Annotated in this window: 11 protein-coding genes; 6 read left to right on the top strand and 5 right to left on the bottom strand. The window is 62.4% G+C overall.

The annotated features are described in order from the left end of the window. Positions 1-37 precede the first annotated feature (37 nt). Positions 38-1,552, top strand: a complete 1,515-nt coding sequence (gene glpK / locus M1D88_RS11540; protein ID WP_458111013.1) for a glycerol kinase GlpK — start codon at positions 38-40, stop codon at positions 1,550-1,552. A 136-nt stretch (positions 1,553-1,688) separates the two neighbouring features. On the opposite strand, the gene M1D88_RS11535 is transcribed toward glpK, so the two are convergent. From M1D88_RS11535 to M1D88_RS11525, 3 genes are read right to left on the bottom strand one after another with little or no spacing between them, the layout of a single operon-like run. Continuing rightward, entirely contained in the window at positions 1,689-4,832 is a 3,144-nt protein-coding gene (locus tag M1D88_RS11535; protein ID WP_458111012.1) for an efflux RND transporter permease subunit, read from the bottom strand. Position 4,833: 1 nt separating this feature from the next. Then, positions 4,834-5,289 carry a hypothetical protein gene (locus tag M1D88_RS11530; protein WP_458111011.1) on the bottom strand — a complete coding sequence of 152 codons (456 nt, stop codon included), beginning with the start codon at positions 5,287-5,289 and terminating at the stop codon, positions 4,834-4,836. After that, positions 5,289-8,450, bottom strand: a complete 3,162-nt coding sequence (locus M1D88_RS11525; protein ID WP_458111010.1) for an efflux RND transporter permease subunit — start codon at positions 8,448-8,450, stop codon at positions 5,289-5,291. The genes M1D88_RS11530 and M1D88_RS11525 overlap by 1 nt, the downstream gene beginning before the upstream one ends. 666 nt (positions 8,451-9,116) lie before the next feature. On the opposite strand from M1D88_RS11525, the gene leuS reads away from it, so the two are divergent. The 4 genes from leuS to M1D88_RS11505 are packed head-to-tail and all read left to right on the top strand — an operon-like array spanning position 9,117 to position 14,647. Beyond that, entirely contained in the window at positions 9,117-11,642 is a 2,526-nt protein-coding gene (leuS, locus tag M1D88_RS11520) for a leucine--tRNA ligase (RefSeq protein ID WP_458111009.1), read from the top strand. Positions 11,643-11,698: 56 nt separating this feature from the next. Further along, positions 11,699-12,742 carry a DegV family protein gene (locus M1D88_RS11515; RefSeq protein ID WP_458111008.1) on the top strand — a complete coding sequence of 348 codons (1,044 nt, stop codon included), beginning with the start codon at positions 11,699-11,701 and terminating at the stop codon, positions 12,740-12,742. 49 nt (positions 12,743-12,791) lie between these two features. Next, positions 12,792-13,616 carry a helix-hairpin-helix domain-containing protein gene (locus tag M1D88_RS11510; protein WP_458111007.1) on the top strand — a complete coding sequence of 275 codons (825 nt, stop codon included), beginning with the start codon at positions 12,792-12,794 and terminating at the stop codon, positions 13,614-13,616. A gap of 11 nt (positions 13,617-13,627) precedes the next feature. Beyond that, positions 13,628-14,647 carry a hypothetical protein gene (locus tag M1D88_RS11505; protein WP_458111006.1) on the top strand — a complete coding sequence of 340 codons (1,020 nt, stop codon included), beginning with the start codon at positions 13,628-13,630 and terminating at the stop codon, positions 14,645-14,647. 431 nt (positions 14,648-15,078) lie between these two features. On the opposite strand, the gene M1D88_RS11500 is transcribed toward M1D88_RS11505, so the two are convergent. Beyond that, positions 15,079-16,176, bottom strand: a complete 1,098-nt coding sequence (locus M1D88_RS11500; protein WP_458111005.1) for a hypothetical protein — start codon at positions 16,174-16,176, stop codon at positions 15,079-15,081. A 496-nt stretch (positions 16,177-16,672) separates the two neighbouring features. Between M1D88_RS11500 and M1D88_RS11495 the strand changes: the two genes are divergently transcribed. Beyond that, positions 16,673-18,319 (top strand): hypothetical protein, encoded by a 1,647-nt coding sequence (locus M1D88_RS11495; RefSeq protein WP_458111004.1) that lies wholly within the window; start codon positions 16,673-16,675, stop codon positions 18,317-18,319. A gap of 40 nt (positions 18,320-18,359) precedes the next feature. Here M1D88_RS11495 and M1D88_RS11490 read toward each other — a convergent pair whose 3' ends face one another. Then, the gene (locus tag M1D88_RS11490) at positions 18,360-18,509 is read right to left on the bottom strand and encodes a hypothetical protein (RefSeq protein ID WP_458111003.1); all 150 of its coding nucleotides are present in this window, start codon (positions 18,507-18,509) and stop codon (positions 18,360-18,362) included. Between the last annotated feature and the right edge of the window lie 178 nt (positions 18,510-18,687).

The raw sequence follows: 18,687 nt of genomic DNA, 5'->3' as shown, positions 1-18,687 counted from the left end.
ACTGCACAGCATCTGAACAACAGACAAGGACGTCACAATGAACCAGTACGTAATCGCCATCGATCAGGGCACCACCAGCACCCGGGCCCTGGTCTTTGACCACAGCGGCAACATCGTTTCCTCCGGCCAGATGGAACACGAGCAGATCTTCCCGCAGGCCGGCTGGGTGGAGCACGATCCCGCCGAGATCTGGAACAACACGCGGGAAGTCATCGGTTCTGCCCTCTCCAAGGCGAACCTGACCCGGCATGACATCGCCGCCGTCGGCATCACCAACCAGCGCGAGACCGCCGTCGTATGGGACAAAACAACCGGTGAAGCCGTATACAACGCCATCGTCTGGCAGGACACCCGAACCCAGGGAATCGTGGACGAACTGGCCAGGGACGGAGGTCCAGAACGGTTCAAGCAGAAGGTCGGACTGCCGCTGGCAACATACTTCTCCGGCACCAAAATCAAGTGGATCCTCGACAACGTCGAGGGCGCGCGGGCCAAGGCCGAAGCGGGTGACCTTGTCTTCGGAAACACTGATGCGTGGGTGCTGTGGAACCTGACCGGAGGAGTCGACGGCGGCGTGCACGTCACCGACGTCACCAACGCCTCCCGGACCATGTTCATGGATCTCCAGACGCTGCAGTGGGATCAGGAGATCCTGGATGCATTCGGGGTCCCGGCCAGCATGATGCCCGCCATCAAGTCCTCCTCGGAGGTCTATGGGACCGTGCACACCTCCCAGTTGCTGCGTGAAGTTCCTGTTGCCGGCATCCTGGGCGACCAGCAGGCTGCCACGTTCGGTCAGGCCGCCTTCCAGACCGGCGAAGCGAAGAACACCTATGGCACCGGCTGCTTCCTCATCTTCAACACAGGGGAGGAGATCGTCCATTCCAAGAACGGCCTGCTGACCACGGTTGGCTACAAACTTGGAGATGCGGCACCGCATTACGCGCTGGAAGGCTCCATCGCCGTCACCGGTTCCCTCATCCAGTGGTTGCGGGACAATCTTGGCCTCATCAGCAGCGCCCCAGAGGTGGAAACCCTGGCAGCCTCGGTGGAGGACAACGGCGGCGTGTATATCGTCCCCGCATTCTCGGGACTCTTCGCGCCGTACTGGCGTTCGGATGCCAGGGGCGCCATCGTTGGCCTGACGAGGTATGTGAACAAGAACCACATTGCCCGTGCAGCTTTGGAGGCGACGGCCTTCCAGACCCGCGAGGTACTGGACGCGGTTAACGCTGACTCAGGCGTGCCGTTGACTGAACTGAAGGTCGACGGCGGTATGGTCGCCAACGATGCGCTGATGCAGTTCCAGGCGGACATTCTGGGCGTCCCGGTGATCCGGCCCAAGGTGGTGGAAACGACATCCCTTGGCGCTGCCTATGCTGCCGGGCTGGCTGTCGGCTTCTGGAAGGATCTCGGTGAGCTTTCGGCGAACTGGTCCGAAGACAAGCGCTGGGAGCCCAAGATGGACCAGGCCGAACAGGACCGGCAGATGCGGCTCTGGAAGAAGGCTGTGACCAAGTCCATGGATTGGGTCGACGAGGACGTGCGCTGAGCTGCTTTAGGCAAATAGGCGACGTTCCCCGGACAAGCAGGTGAACTGAGAGAGCGGGAGGGTGGCACGACATGCCACCCTCCCGCTCTCTGCCCTGAATTGCGGTGCGTCTCTTAGCTGAGTGAAATGATGATCTCTAAACCGCTGGCACCAGCTCCGGCTTCTCGGGCTCGCGTTCACCGCCTCGGCCGCGTTTGGCGAAGCGCAGGTAGAGCGAGGGGACGATGAACAGGTTGACCAGCGTCGACGTGACGAGGCCGCCCAGGATCACCACCGCCATGGGGTGCTCGATCTCGTGGCCCGGGAGGGTGCCCATCACGACGAGGGGCACGAGGGCCAGGGCAGTCGCGAGGGTTGTCATGAGGATCGGGGACAAGCGTTCGGAGGCCCCCCGCAGCACCAGTGCCGGTCCGAAGGGCATACCCTCGAACTGCTCCAGGTGCTGGCAGTGGTTGATGAGCAGGATGCCGTTGCGGGCTGCGATCCCCATCAGCGTCAGGAAGCCGACCAGCGAACCGAGGGACAGGATTCCGCCGCTGAGGTGGGCGGCGATTATCCCGCCTACGAGGGCCACGGGCAGCGTCAGGATGGCCAAGGTCGCCAGCCGCCAGCTTCTGAATGAAGCCTGAAGCAGCAGATAGACGACGATGACGGCGCCAATTGAGAAGAGCAGCAGGCGTTGTGAAGCGGCCTGCCGTTCTGCATATTCGCCGAGGACAACCGCGCTGTAGCCGACCGGAAATTCAACCGACTCCATTTCGGACTTCAACTTTTCCACGACCTTCGCCAGATCGCCTTCCTTGACGTTGGCACTGACATCGATGCGCCTGGATCCCTCCGAACGCTCGATGACATTGGGCGTGGGCTTGATGGAAATCTTGGCTACGTCAGCCATCCGGATCTTGGTCCCGCTCGGCGTATCGAGCGGAAGGTTCTCGATGCTTGTGACACTCGTCCGGGTCTCCGGTGGGCTCCATACCTGGACGTCATAGGCCTTGCCTTCCCGGTAGATGTCGCCTACTTCTTCACCGGCAACCATGGTGGCCGCGGCACGCCGCACATCGCCCGGTTTGAGCCCGTAGCGGTTAGCGGCGTCCACATTCACTTCCACGTCTATCTGCGGAATATCTGCCTGGAGGGCAACCTTCGCACCGATGGCGCCGTCAATGCCGCCCAGGATTCCCTTGATCTTGTCAGCCTCCTGGCGCAGCGTGGCAAGGTCGTCGCCGTACACGCGGACGACCACAGCGTAACCAGTGCCTGTCAGGACCTCACGGATGCGTTCCTTGAGGTAGGTCTGGACGTCCCGTACGATTCCGGGGTAGCCGTCAACCACTTCCTGAACTGCCGCGAGGGTTTTGTCATAGTCGACGGAGGGGTCAACACTGATCCAGTTCTCACCGAAGTAGACGCCCACCACCTCATCGGCGTTGAATGCCTGTCCTGTGTGGGCCCCGCAATTGTTCACCCCAGGGATCGTCATGAGTTCCCTGCAGGCCAGTTCGCTGACGCGGACTTCCTCGGAGTTGGACGTGCCGGGCTGCGTGAGCCAGTGCATCAGGAAATCACGCTCCTTGAAGGACGGGAGCAGTGATTGGCCCAAGAGCGGCGCGGCCATGATGCCGACGGCGCCCAAGGCACCCAGGGCAACGTACCCCGGAACGGGCCGGCGGACGATGGGCCGGAGCGCATTGGCGTACCAGCGTTTCAGAACCCTGACCACCGGCGGATCCCGGTCCTCCAGTTTGGCGTTCCGGAGGAAGATGTACGCCATTGCCGGCGTCACTGTGAGCGCCACGACCATGGACGCCATTACCGCGAGGGTGTAAGAGGTGGCCAGTGGCCGGAAGAACGCCCCGGTCAGCCCGTCCAGGAAAAAGATCGGAACAGTGGCGGCGACGATGATCAGGGTGGCGTACACAATCGGTCCGCGGACCTCCAGCGAAGCGTTGACCACCACCCTGGCTGTGCTTCCGGTCCCGCCACTGGCCCGGTGGTGCCGGAGCCGTCTGACGATATTCTCGACGTCGATGATGGCATCGTCCACCACCACTCCGACGGCAATCACCAACCCCGCAAGCACCATGGTATTTATAGTGCCGCCTGTCCAATACAACACGAGCGCCGCGGCCATCAATGACAACGGGATGGCCAGCACGCTGACCAGGGCCGTCCGCCACTGGAAGAGGAAGACACTCAACACCAGGATGACCAGCAGACATCCAAGCAGCAGGGCTACGCCGAGGTTGCCGAGGGATTCCTCAATGAAGGTCGCCGGCCGGAAGATAGCGGTGTCCACCGCGATCCCGGTCAAACCGGGTTCGAGTTGCTTCAGCACCTCCTCCACCCCCCGCGTCACTTCGAGGGTGTTGCCCCATGGCAGTTTTTCCACGATCAGCATCAGACCCGGGCCGCCGTTAATGACTGCGTCACCGATCAGCTGCTGGTGATCCTCCACCACATTTGCCACATCACTCAGCCGGAGGGGAGGCAGTCCCTCCCGATCCTCCAGCGTCACCTTGGCCAGGTCCGCGGGTGATTTGATGGGCTGGACATGCGTGATCCCCAAGCTCTGGTTGGGCGTCTCCAAGGCACCACCTGTGCCGATCATGGCACTGTCGGAATATTGGAGCAGGCCAGCGTCGAGGGCATTGGCGGTGGAATTCATCACGGTTTCGAGGCTGACATTGTGGGCTGCCAGCCTGGCCGGATCAGCCTGCACCTGAAGCATCTGGAGGCGTTCGCCCCAGATTGCTACGTTTGCCACGCCCGGAACGCGGAGCAGATGAGCCCTGATTTTCCAGTAGGAAATCATTGACATCTCGATCAGGGACCGCGTGTCGGAGGACAGCCCTATCTTCATGACCCGGCTGGTGGAGGACAGCGGCTGCAGCATAATCGGCGGCGACGCCCAGGTGGGCAGCGTGGGAATTACATTCGCCATCCGCTCGGACACCAACTGCCTGGCGGTGAGCAGATCCATGTCGTTCTTGAACTCCAGCACAATGGACGAGAGTTGGGGTACCGACTTGGACCGCATTTGGTCGAGGCCGTCGATGCCGTTGAAGGCCTCTTCCAGCGGAACCGATACCAGTTCTTCCACCTCGGCGGCGGTAAGTCCGAGGCAGGCTGTCTGGACTTCGACTTTCGGCGGCGCAAACTCGGGGAATACGTCCACCGAGGCGCTGCTGAGTTGGGTCCCACCCACCATCATCAGCGCCGCCGCCATCGCAATGATGATCGATCTGAACCTCAGGCTGGCCGCTACTATCCGGCGCATGTCATTTGCCCGTATTGAACTCGGCGCCGAACAGTTCAGGTCCGCCTACTGTTACCACTGCTGTCCCTACGGCGGGACCCGTGCTGGCCGTGACCACGCCGGCCTCCACCTTGGTGACGGTAAGGGGCTGGCGCTCGTACACCCGCGGGGCGGGGTTAACATACACCCAGGTCTTGCCGTTGGCTTCGTAGAGAAGTGCACCGTAGGGGATCAGGAGGCCTGCGTCGCCGGCGGCCGGCTTGACAGTGTCTGTGCGGAGTTCCAGCCGATCAATGGCGCGCTGGCTCAGGGTGATGCGTGCTATGCCCGTGGTGGCATTCTTTTCCACTGTGGCCGGCGTTTCGGAAGCAGACTCTGCCTTGGCTGCGGGTTGAGTGCAGCCCGGCAGGGAAAACAGCAGGGCTGCACAGATAGCGGCCGCCACTGGCAGGCGTCGCAGGGGCTGTCGGCTGGTCATTATACTTCCACCTTTTCTGGCATAACAGGAGCAACGGGTACTTCCGATTCATAGACTTCCGACCACTCTTCGGGGGCGGTACGGGGACCGAACCAGAGCGTCAGGAGCGGGAGCACAAAGAGCCCCACGAGCGTTGTGGTGACGAGACCGCCGGCAATGATCAGCAACATCGGTGCCAGCAGGGTCTGGCCCACTGTGCCGCCGAGCACTGCTGGCGGTACCAGCACGAGGAGCGTGATGAGGGCGGACTTCAGGATTGGCGATACCCGGTCCCGGGCCGCACTCATGACGACCTTGGCACGGGACATCTGCTGGGATTCCCGCCAGAGTTCGTCGACCCGCGCTGAGAGCAGCACCGCGTTGCGTGAAGCGATGGCCAGGACTGCCGCGAGGGCTGTCAGCGACAGCCAGGACAGCGTTGCCGCTCCGATCCATCCTGCGATCGCCGCTCCCGCCAGCGCCGCCGGCAGTGAAAGGAAGAGGGCGAAGGCCAGCTTCCAGCTCCTCACCGCGGTCTGGAGCAGAAGCAGGACGCCCAGGAGGGCAGCCGCTCCGAGCCAGAGCAGCAAGGTGTCCGCAGCCTGCAGTTGGCCATACTTGGCCGGGATCTCTGCGTGGTATTCGAGCGGGAACTGGATCTGCTTGATTGCAGCTTCGACGTCGCGCTGGACGTCTGCCAGCGGGCGTCCGCTGATGTCGGCCACCACGTCGATCCGCCGCGAGGTGTCATCGTGCTGGATGACAACTTCGTTGGGGACCATCCGCACGTCGGCGATCTCGCCCAGTCGGACGTGGCCGCCATTGGGAGCATCAAGCAGCAGCTCACGGATGCTGGTCAGGTCATCCCTTACCCCGATCGCGCCGCGAACTACGACTTCGAACACCTTCTGCTGCTCAAAGAGGTTGCCGACGATGATGCCCTGCATGAGTGTCGCCGCAGCGCGCCTGGCGTCGCCGGGCTTGATGCCAGCCTTGTGGGCAGCTTCGAGATTGACCTCGACCTCAACGATCGGATTCATGTCCGTGGCATTGACGACAGGGTTCCTGACGCCATCGATCTTCTGGAGGGCGGTGCGGACCTCTTCGGCCTTTTCGCGCAGAATCGGCATCTCCAGTCCATAGACCCGGACCGCGAAGCCCGATTCCAGGGTGCTGCGCATATCGCCAATGGTCTGCTGCGAGTAGTTCAGGACGTTGTGGGCGATGCCGGGGTAGCCCTGCACCACGTCCCGGATCGCCTGCTCCGTCTGCCCAAAGTTTGCGTCCGGGGCGATCGACACCCACAGCTCGGCCGAGCTGTTGCCGACCACCTGGTCTGAGGAAATGGCGCGGCCAATATGGCCACCCACTCCGGACACGCCCGGGAGGGCCTTCAGCTCCTCGGAGGCCCTTGAGGCGATCCTCCGGACTTCTTCATTGGACGTGCCTGCAATCGCGTCCCACTGAACCAGCAACGTACGGTCCGGTATCGTCGGAACGATCGGCCGGTTGCCGATCAGCTGGGAGCCGGCAGCGAGGCCAAGGACCCCAACGACAGCGACGGCCACGATGGCCAGTGTTCTCCGGGAACGCCCGCCGCCCAGCGCGCGGTCGTAGTACGCCGTCGCACGTCCGGCGATGGGAAGGTCCCTGCGGGGTGCCGTCTGACGCGGAAGCAGGAAATGCGCCAGCACCGGCGTGACAGACAGGCCTACGAACAATGAGGCGGTCAGGGTCAGAACCAGCGACCAGAACAGCGGCGAGAAGAACGAGCCGCCGATTCCCGTCAGGAAGAGCGTCGGAATGAGGACGATCACCATGATCAGCGAAGCGTGGAGCAGCGGCGTGCGGACACTCCGGGCGATGTCTGCGATACGTGAGCTCGGGGTGGTCTTGGTTTCCGTGGCCTCGGGGACCAGGAGCCGTCGTCGCTGGGCCTGTACGTCCTCCACGATGTCGCCCACGATCACAGCGGCACCGAGCAGAATGCCCATCAGTACCGTGATGTTGAGGGTTGCGTTCTGGACGAACAGCACCGCCGCCGCCGTCATGACCGTGGTCACGATGGCCACGAGTGCGATTACGGCTACCCGCCAGGACCTGAAGAGCAGCCAGAACAGCGCCACGGCGATCAGCAGGCTGATCAGGAGGGCCAGTCCGAGGCTGTTTACTGAATCCTGGACGGCGGTTGCGGGGCGGAACACGGAAGAGTCGATCTCAACGCCCGTAAGGCCGGGCTCCATGTCTTTGAGGGCGGCTTCAACTGCCTGGGTAACGTCCACGGCGCTCGTGCCCGGGAACTTCTCCACTACAAGCATCAGGCCGGCATCCTCCCCCACAATGGCGTCGCCGATCAATGGCTGGTGGTCTTCCTTGACCTGGGCAATGTCGCCCAGGAGCAGTGGCGGGTCCGAATCCTCCAGGCTGACCTTCGCAAGGTCGGCCGGGGTGCGGATGGGGAGGACATGCTGGATGCCGAGGCGCTGGCTGGGAGACTCCACGAAGCCGCCAGTGCCGGGAGTTGACGCCTCGAGGAAGCTCAAGGGCGAGACCCAGACGGCATTGCCGGTGGTCTTGACGATCTGCTCCAGGGTGATGCCCTTGTCGCGCATCTGGGTCGGGGTCACCTCAACCTGGAGCTGCTGCTCGCGCTGGCCCCAGATGGATACGTTGGCTACTCCGGGAATGCCGAGCAACCGCGGCTTGATTTTCCACCGCGCCAGGACTGAGAGGTCAATGCCGGAGAGCTCTTTGGAATTCATCCGGACCATCAGCACACGGCTGGTGGAGGACATAGGTTGCATAATGAGCGGCGGCGACGAGACCTGCGGCAGAGCGTGCGCCTGGGTCATCCGCTCTGCGACCAGCTGCCGTGCCCGCAGGAGATCGGTGCCTGGCTCGAAGACCAGTTCGATTGATGAGAGTCCCGGGACGGATTTCGAACGGATCTCGTCAAGCCAAGCCACACCATTGAGGAGGTCGGCCTCCATCGGAGCGGTAATCAGCTGCTCAACTTCCACAGCGGAGAGGCCGAGGGCCTCAGTCTGGATCTCGACTTGAGCGGGGCCGAACTCGGGCATGGTGTCCACAGCGATACGGGGAACGTTCACCACACCATAAGTAATGAGGCCTGCCGCAAGGGCGAGAACCAGGATTCGGAAGTGCATACTGAAACGGGTCACCCAGCCAAACATGGCTAACCCTTTTCAAGGATGTTGGGGGTGCAGCACGCGGTCTGGTTTTTAAACCGCGGCGGCTCATACGGAAGGCGCAATGCACACATGTCAGGCTCCTCAACCCGAGACCATTGCGAAATCCCCCAGGAGATCTTTACGAGAATAATGTTCCCATTTAATGGATTTTGCAAGTGAAGAAATTATGCAATTCAGGCCCGCCATTACGCGCAAGAAATACTTGTGCTCGAGATCCGGAATTGTACTTAGTCCGGTACTTGGAGACTCGCGAGCCAGCTGCTCTCAGTACTTGTTTTTGCTTTGAAAGTACGTAATTCCGGGTTGAGATTACGTGCTGTGGCAGCTCGGGAAATCGCAATAGAATTATAGTTTCCAGACTATTTCGGGCACACGCCCCGGACGTTTCCCTGCTCAGTTCACTGTGAGCCTGCGCGAGAGGCTAAAGTAGAGCTATGCGTGCGATCCTTATGCTTAGCTAGCCGCCCGGCATCCGACGAGGACTCGGATTGCCGAGCGGCCGCCCCTCCCTGTCGAGGGGCTTTCGTGTGTCTGGGGCTGGTGGACCGGCATCGACGCGGACAGCAGGGGATCGAAGGGCCCGGCGGGACAGAAGCCGGCCGTACGAAAAGCGGTACAGACCAGAAGAGGGCAGCAGTGAGCGTTCAGCCGGAAACAGACACCGGAACAGTATCAGCCGCGATGGCCGGACCCGAAGAGGGTGCCTACAGCTTTGCGGCCATGGAAGCCAAATGGCCCCAGGTGTGGGAAGACCTCAAGGTCTTCACGCCGGTTGACGACGGCTCCCGCGAGCGCCGCTACGTGCTCGACATGTTCCCCTACCCTTCCGGGGACCTCCACATGGGCCACGCAGAAGCGTTCGCCATGGGCGACGTTGTCGCACGCTACCTGCGCCAGAAGGGGTACGACGTCCTTCACCCGATCGGCTGGGATTCCTTCGGCCTGCCTGCCGAGAACGCTGCCATCAAGCGCAACGCCCACCCGAGCGAGTGGACTTACGCCAACATCGACACCCAGGCAGCATCCTTCAAGCGGTATGCCATCTCGGCCGACTGGTCGCGGCGCCTGCACACCTCCGATCCCGGGTACTACCGCTGGACGCAGTGGCTGTTCAAGCGGTTTTATGAGCGGGGCCTGGCCTACCGCAAAGACTCTCCGGTCAACTGGTGCCCCAAGGACCAGACCGTGCTGGCCAACGAGCAAGTGGTCAACGGTGCCTGCGAGCGCTGCGGCACCGCGGTCACCAAGAAATCGCTGAACCAGTGGTACTTCAAGATCACTGACTACGCGGACAGGCTCCTGGACGACATGGAGCAGCTGCGCGGACACTGGCCTGAGCGGGTACTGGCCATGCAGAAGAACTGGATCGGGCGCTCCGAGGGAGCCCACGTCAACTTCGCCATCGAGGCCGACGGCGGCAAGCCGGCCAAGGACGTCACAGTCTTCACCACGCGTCCTGACACCCTCTACGGTGCGACCTTCTTCGTGGTCGCCGCTGACGCTCCTCTCGCTGTCGAACTCGTCACTGAAGAACACGCCGGCGCCCTTGAGGCGTACCGCGAGCAGGTCAAGGCGCTTACTGAGATCGAGCGCCAGTCAACTGAGCGCGAAAAGACCGGAGTCTTCACCGGCCGCTACGCCGTCAACCCGCTGAACGGCGAGAAGCTGCCGGTCTGGGCCGCGGACTACGTCCTGGCGGACTACGGCACCGGCGCCATTATGGCCGTCCCTGCCCACGACCAGCGCGACCTCGACTTCGCCAGGACTTTTGACCTGCCTGTACGGGCCGTGCTGGATACCGGCGAGGAGGACCCTGCAGTCTCGGGCACCGCCACAACGGGCGAGGGCACGCTGATCAATTCCGGTGTCCTCGACGGCCTGCCCAAGGCTGAAGCGATTCCGGCCGCGATCAGCATGCTGGAGGAACAGGGGACAGGGGAGAAGTTCGTCAACTTCCGGCTCCGGGACTGGCTGCTCAGCCGCCAGCGCTTCTGGGGTACGCCTATTCCCATCATCCACTGCGCGGAGTGCGGCGAGGTGCCCGTTCCCGATGAGCAACTCCCCGTCACCCTGCCGGCAGACCTCCGCGGCGAAGACCTGAATCCAAAAGGGACGTCGCCGCTTGCCGCTGCCGAAGCCTGGGTCAACGTTGAGTGCCCGGAGTGCCACGGTCCTGCCAAACGGGACACGGACACCATGGACACCTTCGTCGACTCCTCCTGGTACTTCCTGCGTTTCGTATCCCCGCACTACACCGAGGGACCATTCGACCCGTCAAAGATCAACGACTGGATGCCGGTGGGACAGTACGTGGGCGGCGTCGAGCACGCCATCCTGCACCTGCTGTATGCACGGTTCTTCACGAAGGTCATCCATGATCTGGGCATGATCGAAACCAGCGAGCCCTTCACCGCCCTGCTGAACCAAGGCCAGGTCCTCAACGGCGGAAAGGCCATGAGCAAATCGCTGGGCAACGGCGTGGACCTCGGCGAGCAACTGGACAAGTACGGTGTAGACGCCGTCCGCCTGACCATGATCTTCGCTTCTCCTCCGGAGGACGACGTCGACTGGGCCGATGTTTCGCCGTCGGGATCCGCTAAATTCCTGGCGCGTGCATGGCGCCTCGCCCAGGATGTTGCCAGCGAGCCGGGGGTGGCTCCCGCTTTGGGCAACCGTGCCCTGCGCTCAGTGACGCACCGCGCCATTGCTGATGCCGCAGCTCTCCTGGACCACAACAAGTTCAATGTTGTGGTTGCCAAGCTCATGGAACTGGTCAATGCCACTCGCAAGACCATTGATTCCGGTGCCGGTGGCGCTGATCCCGCAGTGCGGGAAGCAGCGGAAGCGGTAGCTGTGATCCTGAGCCTGTTCGCGCCTTACACGGCGGAGGATATGTGGAGCGTCCTCGGCCACCCCGCCTCGGTAGCCAACGCCGGCTGGCCTGCGCACGACGAAACGCTGCTGGTACAGGAAACGGTCACAGCCGTAGTTCAGGTGCAGGGCAAGGTCCGGGACCGTTTGGAAGTGTCTCCGGGTATCTCGGAGGACGAGTTGCGTGAGCTTGCGCTGGCCTCGGAGAACGTCCAGCGGGCACTTGACGGCAAGGGCATCCGCACTGTGATCGTTCGTGCGCCTAAACTGGTCAACATCGTCCCGGCCTAGCCGGGTAATCGGCCTCCGGTACGTTCGGGGGCCGATCTGACCTCAGGAGGTGCTTGGTGGCAGAACGCGAACGCGCGGGCTGGCCTTGGCTGAGGGATCGGCTTGTTCGCCTTCGAAGTGTCAACCGGCCTGGAGGTCCGCCGGCAGTCCCCACTGCCGTGGTGCGTACGGCCGTTGTAACGGACTCCGCAGCTGCCTTGCCGCGCGAGTGGGTTGATGCGTTGGCAGATGGCCGCCTCAGTGTCATCCCCATGCCTGTAATGGTGGGCGAAGAGATCTACGGCGAAGGTGAAGACGACATCGCCGAAACAATTGCGGTGGCCTTGGCTTCAGGGCAGGCAGTCAAGACCTCCCGGCCGTCCCCGGGGCAGTTCGAACAGGCCTATCGGGCCGCCCTCGAACGGGGGTTTGAGGCTGTTGTCTCTATCCATATCTCGGGTGAGCTGTCCGGAACCGCTGACTCCGCACGGCTTGCCGCCACACGGGTGGGGATCCCTGTGGAAGTGGTGGATTCCCGCACCGTCGGGATGGCCCAGGGGATGGGCGTCCAAAGTGCCGTGGAAGCTGCCGCAGTCGGGCTGTCTGCCGCCGAGGTCCGAAGCTCAGCGGAGGAACGGCTGGCCCACACGAAGGTGTTTTTTTACGTCCCCAGCCTGGAACAGCTGCGGCGCGGGGGCAGGGTCGGGACGGCAGCTTCGCTCCTTGGCACCATGTTTTCGATCAAGCCGTTGCTGGGAGTCGAGGATGGCAGAATCATCCCGCTCGAGAAGGTCCGCTCTGCAGCGAGGGCAGTCGCACGGCTTGAGGAGCTGGTTGCAGCTGATGTCCGAAAGCGTGGGGCCAGCAAGGCGCGGTTAGCCGTGCACCACTTCGGCAACGCGGGGGAGGCCGAGCAGCTGGCCCGCCGTTTGTCCGCCTCATTGGACGGTGTAGCCCCGGTACAGATCAGTTCACTCCCCGCCGTCCTGGCCGCCCACGCAGGACTCGGCGTGCTGGCTGTCATCGTCGGTGAGGGAAGTGACGCCGACGACGCCCTGTCTCCGGACCAGGGCACGGCGCCCGCGAAGGGGAAGTCACCGAGGGGAAAGCTTTCCACATAAGGGCGACGCCGGCTGTCCTGGTCCGCGGCACTCTCCTAGCGTGGTTTCCATGTCACGTCGGAATCCGGGAGCCGCCCCCAGCGCTGACCGGGCCCGGCGCGTACTCGCCGGGAACGGTTCTCCGGAAGCTGGCGGTCTCCTGGACGGGACCGCTTTTGTGGACGGGCATGATTTTGTGGAAAGCGCAGACTCCCGGCAGCCCAGGCGCACCCGATGGCGGACCGGTCCGCGCGCCGGTCTGCTGGTTGCCTTCACCGCATTGATTCTGGCCGGGTGGTTCTGGTGGTCGGCTGCAGCGAACAGCCCTCAGGTAGTTCCGATCAGCGCCGTATCCAGTGCTGCCGGCGCAAGCCAAAGTCCTCCGGCGGCGGATTCCGGAACCTCTGTCTCGGAAAGCGCCGCGGACGAGGGAAAAGAGGTAGGCGGAGTGGAGATCGTGATCCATGTCGCGGGAGCTGTGCACACACCGGGCGTGGTCGAACTACCCACCGGCAGCCGGATTCACGAGGCGATACGGGGTGCGGGCGGAAGCTTGCCCGGTGCAGACCTGGACCGGCTTAATCTCGCGGCAGTCGTGACAGACGGGCAGAAGGTGCACGTACCTTTAGTGGGCGAACAGCTCTCCGCTGACCCGGTAAATGATGCGGATGGAGATGCTGCCGGTTCCGGGGCGGCAACAACGGACAGGATCAATGTCAACACCGCGTCGGTGGACGAACTGGATACCCTGCCCAAGGTCGGCCCCGTGCTCGCCCAGCGCATAGTCGACTGGCGAAAGGAGCACGGGAACTTCAAGACTGTGGAGGAACTTGATGCCGTGGACGGGGTGGGACCGAAAATGCTGGAAGCCCTCCTGCCTCTCGTTACGGTCTGACGGGCGCTGCTATGACCCATGTAAGCCCGTGGAAGCGATATGTGGATGCGGCCGTTCAGCCTGGACATGAACCGGATCCCCCTGCCCCAGTCCGTACGCGAGCTGCAGCCCTCTCACCGAAGGCAGCCTGGCAGAAAAACATCCTGGAGAGGCTGCGGGTGGCCTACGCCTCCGACGCCGGTACCGGAAACAGTCCGGAACCCCGTAGACGCGGTGACCTTCGACTCCTGCCTGCGGCGGTCATTACGTGGCTAACGGCCGTTGCGGGTCTCTGGCTGGTGCCCGCTGCACTGGTGGTCCTCAGCGCAGGATTGGTCGTTGTCGGGGGCACTCTCTTGGCCTGGGTGTGGCGGGGGGATTTCCATGGCAGGAAGCGCGGGCGTACCCGGGTCAGGCTCCGCCGCGGCAGGCAGCCTCCCGGACGCAGCATTCTCATAACTCTGGCCATTTCCCTTTTGCTGGCCGCTGCTGTCGCAGGCCACTCAGCCGGAGCGTCAAGCCAGAGACATGACGCCGCGTTGGCAGATGCCATCTCGACGAAAGCGGCCGTTACAGCCGAACTCACGGTCGAGGCATCGCCAAGAAGGCTGGCCGATCCCGGCGGCTCCGGAGCCGGTGACAGATGGGCCACCAACGTCACAGCACACTCGTTGACCGCCAAGGGCAATGTCATCCACGCCCGTGCACAATTGCTGGTAATGGGGGGTGAAGAGTGGCAGCATCTGCGGGCCGGCCAGCGACTCCGCACCACAGGCAAGCTGCGATCCCCGGACGGCGGGCAGGCGGAAGCGGCTATATTGTCCGGCACCTCGCCTCCCGTTGTCCTCACTCCGGCCGGTCCCTGGAACCATGGCCCGGACGCACTCAGGGATTTGTTCCGGGAAAGCAGCTCGGCATTGCCAGGAGATTCCCGGGGGCTGCTGCCTGGCATGGTGACAGGAGACACCAGTGGCCTCGATGACGAACTGAATACTGCCATGAAAACAGTAGGGATGACCCACCTGACAGCTGTCAGCGGCCAGACGGCATGAGCTCCGTGGCACCCAAATTGATATAGGAGGTGGGTACCAAAATCCCCGGAATGACGCGGGTTCTTGCCCATGTCCGGACGTCTTTGCGGCACGGAACGACCCATCTCATTAGTAACGTTGGTGCCTTCATGTCACGCCGTGCCGGGCGTGAGGGAATGAGTCCGGCGACGTCCTTGCTGCATGTGATTTAGGACCTCGCCAGGGTGTTTCTCGTTTAAGTCAGCCCGTCGACCGTGTAGGGATTGGCTGCTGCTCAGCGAGCCTGATTGTTGAGATCCTCGTCTTTACCATCATTGGATGGTGGCGGAAGTTTTCCAACGGTCCAAGCTGACTTCCGGTAGCGCTGTAGGCGGTCGTCCGGTGCCACCGTGTGACAGACCCCTTGGTTCCTCGCTCCAGTCATAACCCATGTGGCCGATCCTTCCAGCCATTCATCGGATTCTCTCGGCCGCGACAGGGTTGCGCTGTGAGTTGGGTTCGCGCACGCTCAAATACGTCAATGTCGCGTCGATCAAGTCGATCAGATCGCGGGCTGAGGCCCGGTCGAAGTCGACGTCGACGATGGCCTGAAAGCGGAGCACGCCGTCGCCAAAGAAGGCGGGCGTGATGGTCCGCCGGTTGTTCGTGTTTCTGCCCTGCTGAGGTGCCGCCTTCATCCCGTGGACAATGACCTGCTCCCAGTCTCCCTTGGCGTCAGGACGGCTTCTCTTGTCCCGGCTCAGGAGTACTGCCAGGTCTGGCCGCACTGTGGTGAGATGAGCATGGAGGCCAGCGAAATCGATATCAGTGTCCATGCTGCGTGCCAGATCGTACGCGGCACGGCGCACTTCTTCATCCTCAACGCTGCCGGGCCGAGCATCGAAGTCCACACCGAACCGCAGCTCGCCGCCAGGCTTTGTTTCCCACCAGCGGACCTCAGCCATGAAACAGCGGTCATCTCCCTCGCCCCGAATCGATGTCCAACTCTGGACGATGGGCAGACCGCCTCCGCTTGTCACACCTGCCCAGGCCATCCGGCCGCGGTCCTTCAGTTCGTGGGCAATCTGACGGGTCACCACACGTGCCAGGAACTTCTGGTTCAGAGCACTCAGAGGCGACCAGCTTTCCTCGGACCTTGCCTCGAACACCCCGGAGATCAACGTGTCCCATGTGCGGAGGACGTTGGCGGCCTCGCTCGCCAAGCCGCGGGCCAGGTCGTCGCCGGCTGACTCCCAGCGGCCGACGAGCTCACTGAGACTGAGGAATCTCCATCGCCCAGGGCTGTTCCTCAGCCGACGACGATCCGAGGCCAGGGCAGCCAAGTAGAGGTCCGGGTGAGAGGTGAGCGCCTCGTACTTCTTCTGCTGGTCCTCGCTCATCAGGTGTCCGAGTTTCACCTCGACCACGGCTGTTCGTGAACCTGAGGTCAGCAATAGGTCCGCGTTGTTGGCCTTCTGTACCTCTCGGGAAACGTTGTCTGGGACAAAGCCGATAAGTTCGATCCATGGCGAGGGGTCACGGTCACTCAGGAACTGGATGAGGTCTGACACATTCGTCTCCTGGGCCAGAAGACGGCCAAGACCTCTGCTGCGAACCCAAGGCGGTACCGATTTTCCCATAGGAACAGCATGAGCCACGCGGCACGCGATCTGCTCGTACGACACCACCATTGAGGCAGGGATGTATCGACGGGAGCAGGCCGGAGCGACGTGGCATAGTCGTCGCAGTAGACGTGTTTTGGATTGGGGGTAACTTGACTGCGGCTGGGATCCGGTCTGCTGGCGGAGGCTTTGAAGCAGGCGGCCCCGAAAGCCCGCTGAGACAGTTCGACCTGTCAGCGGACATCACGGTGTGGACCGAAGCAGACTACCGTAGAGGCTAATGAGGCGTTCAATTGTGGGAAGGAGAGGCCACCCAATCTGACCCGTTTTGCTTCTGTCTCGTTCCACAACTCGCGAGGGTAGTCGTCAGGTGCGGGGTTCTTCGGTAACGCCGCATGACATCGTGAACATCGGCGAATCGAGGCACGATGAGAAACTTGGGGCTATGACTGTCTCCGCCTATCCGGCTCCAAAAGCTTCCACAGTGCGCGAGCTCTACGCGTCGGCATTTCGGTGTGCGCATCCCGATTGCAACCGACCTCTGTACAAGGTCTCCGACGAAAATGGAGATCGCGTACTGAACAGCCGAGTAGCGCACATTCATGCGCGGCGAAAGGGTGGACCTCGCTGGATTGATATGCCCGCGGAGGAGAACCGGGCATTTGCCAACCTCATCCTCCTTTGTATCGAGCATTCGTACGAGATCGATGAGAATCCGGACCCATACGCGCCCGATCTTCTTCGAGAGTGGAAAGCGCGGCAGGTCGCGGAGTATGAACAGATTCAGCGCAATTGGCCGATCAACGACGATGAGGCGAAAGAGGTGCTGGAAGCATCCGAATCTCTCGATACGCTCCATGCAGCGTCCACCGTTGAACTGGTTCGACGGGTAGAGGCGTTTCGTCTCGCGGCCGAGCGCACCCGTGCAGATGTCAGAGCATGGGCGGCGCGCTGGCAGCAGCTGAGGGAGCGGACCCACGGGTCTTACAGCATGTGGGACGAGGACGGAAATCCCGTTTACGGCGAGCCCTCGGTGGCGGAAGTGCGCCCGATGGAGGATGGCATTCGCAACGCCTTGGCGGACGCGCTCAAGGAAATTCAGCCCCTGGCTGACGCGGCCCGGATTGAGCTCGCTGCCGTTCGCGTTACGCGAGATCAAGCTGCACCCTGGTGTGACGCGTTGGAACATGTGATCTCCGGCGTCGTGAGGACAGCGTCAACGTGGACTGGCCAGGCAGACCCCGAGGACGATGCTGGATTCAATTTGTCTCTTACGAAGCTGCGCGAGGTCATCGATGCATTCGTTCGCGCAACGCGTGGCGAAGACATCGAGTTACCCGTGATTTCGGAAGCAATTGCCAGTGCTGAAGGTCCAGATCCTTTGGCTGAGCATAGGGCTTTGTTGGACGAGGCGCGCCCTTTCCACAGGGTCACCCATCGGCCGTATAATCCTGCGCTTCGGGAGCGCGTTGCCGACGCCACCTGTTTTGCCGCACGAGTACCGCCGACCGCGCATCTGCGGCCCCTGACGCTCGATACGACGGCCGCCCTCGCGGTTGCCGTGGCGCGCAATGCCGTCGAAGAGGAGCAGCTCAGGCTCGTTGAAGAAGACGGAGGCCGACTCCCGGCTTGTGCCGCAGTCGCACTTCTCCAAGAGCATGTTCTCAGCCACGGTAATGAGGGCGCGGTCGGAGCGGCTGCGCTAGAACGGCTCGGTCGTGTGTGGGAGGACACGGACTGGTCTAGCGAAAGCGCATGGCAGGGCAATGACATGCATGGGCATGCCATGATGAACGCCCTCGCACGCGTGATGTCAAATGACCGCGTGCATGATCGCTTGGCTCAAGGTCTAGAGACGAACCCGGGCGTGATGGGAGCCATGGTCGTATCCTGTGCCGGCTGGAGTGAGCAGCTCGACCCACGCACATGGGAGGTCCTTCGGTTCGACCGAAGATATCGCGACATGCCAGCGTGGATGCCCATCGAACCCATCCGGCACCTCTTTGAGGCACTGCGTGGAGGTGGGACGGAACTTGATGCGCCAGAGATCCTCAACATTCTTCTCCAGGAGCTGCTAGCGGAGTCGGAGTAACGTACTCCGCAGGGAGCCTCCGCGAGGTATCGCGGCCGACTTACGCTCGGCACTCCTCGTTGATACCATCCGCCGAGCAATAGACGCGGCGGAACTCCTCGATGGCCGTGACAATGCGCCTCTTGTGCGCGTCTACTTGAGTGCGGTCTACCGGGTGCTCAGCGAGGAAGTCGCTTAGACTCGTTGCCATGTGACGCTCCTCTCGACAGATCTCAGTATCCCGCCACTCCGCGCCCTGTAGCCAAGGCTTATGGGTCAGGCGATGAGGCGGCCTTAAGTGTGCTGTTCGACCCATCTCTCGAGTGATCTTTGGTGGACTATTCTGCCCCTCCTAGTTTGCCAGTCGAATAGAGAGCGAATAGGAGAAG

This window comes from Arthrobacter sp. R1-13 (assembly GCF_054161475.1).
Note: the sequence above shows the minus strand (reverse complement) of the source record. Positions and strands in the feature narration are given on the sequence as shown.

Coding starts and splice junctions, on each gene's coding strand:
- glpK (WP_458111013.1), top strand. CDS start 38: ATGAACCAGTACGTAATCGCCATCGATCAGGGCACCACCAGCACCCGG.
- M1D88_RS11535 (WP_458111012.1), bottom strand. CDS start 4,832: ATGCGCCGGATAGTAGCGGCCAGCCTGAGGTTCAGATCGATCATCATT.
- M1D88_RS11530 (WP_458111011.1), bottom strand. CDS start 5,289: ATGACCAGCCGACAGCCCCTGCGACGCCTGCCAGTGGCGGCCGCTATC.
- M1D88_RS11510 (WP_458111007.1), top strand. CDS start 12,792: ATGTCACGTCGGAATCCGGGAGCCGCCCCCAGCGCTGACCGGGCCCGG.
- M1D88_RS11505 (WP_458111006.1), top strand. CDS start 13,628: ATGACCCATGTAAGCCCGTGGAAGCGATATGTGGATGCGGCCGTTCAG.
- M1D88_RS11495 (WP_458111004.1), top strand. CDS start 16,673: ATGACTGTCTCCGCCTATCCGGCTCCAAAAGCTTCCACAGTGCGCGAG.
- M1D88_RS11490 (WP_458111003.1), bottom strand. CDS start 18,509: ATGGCAACGAGTCTAAGCGACTTCCTCGCTGAGCACCCGGTAGACCGC.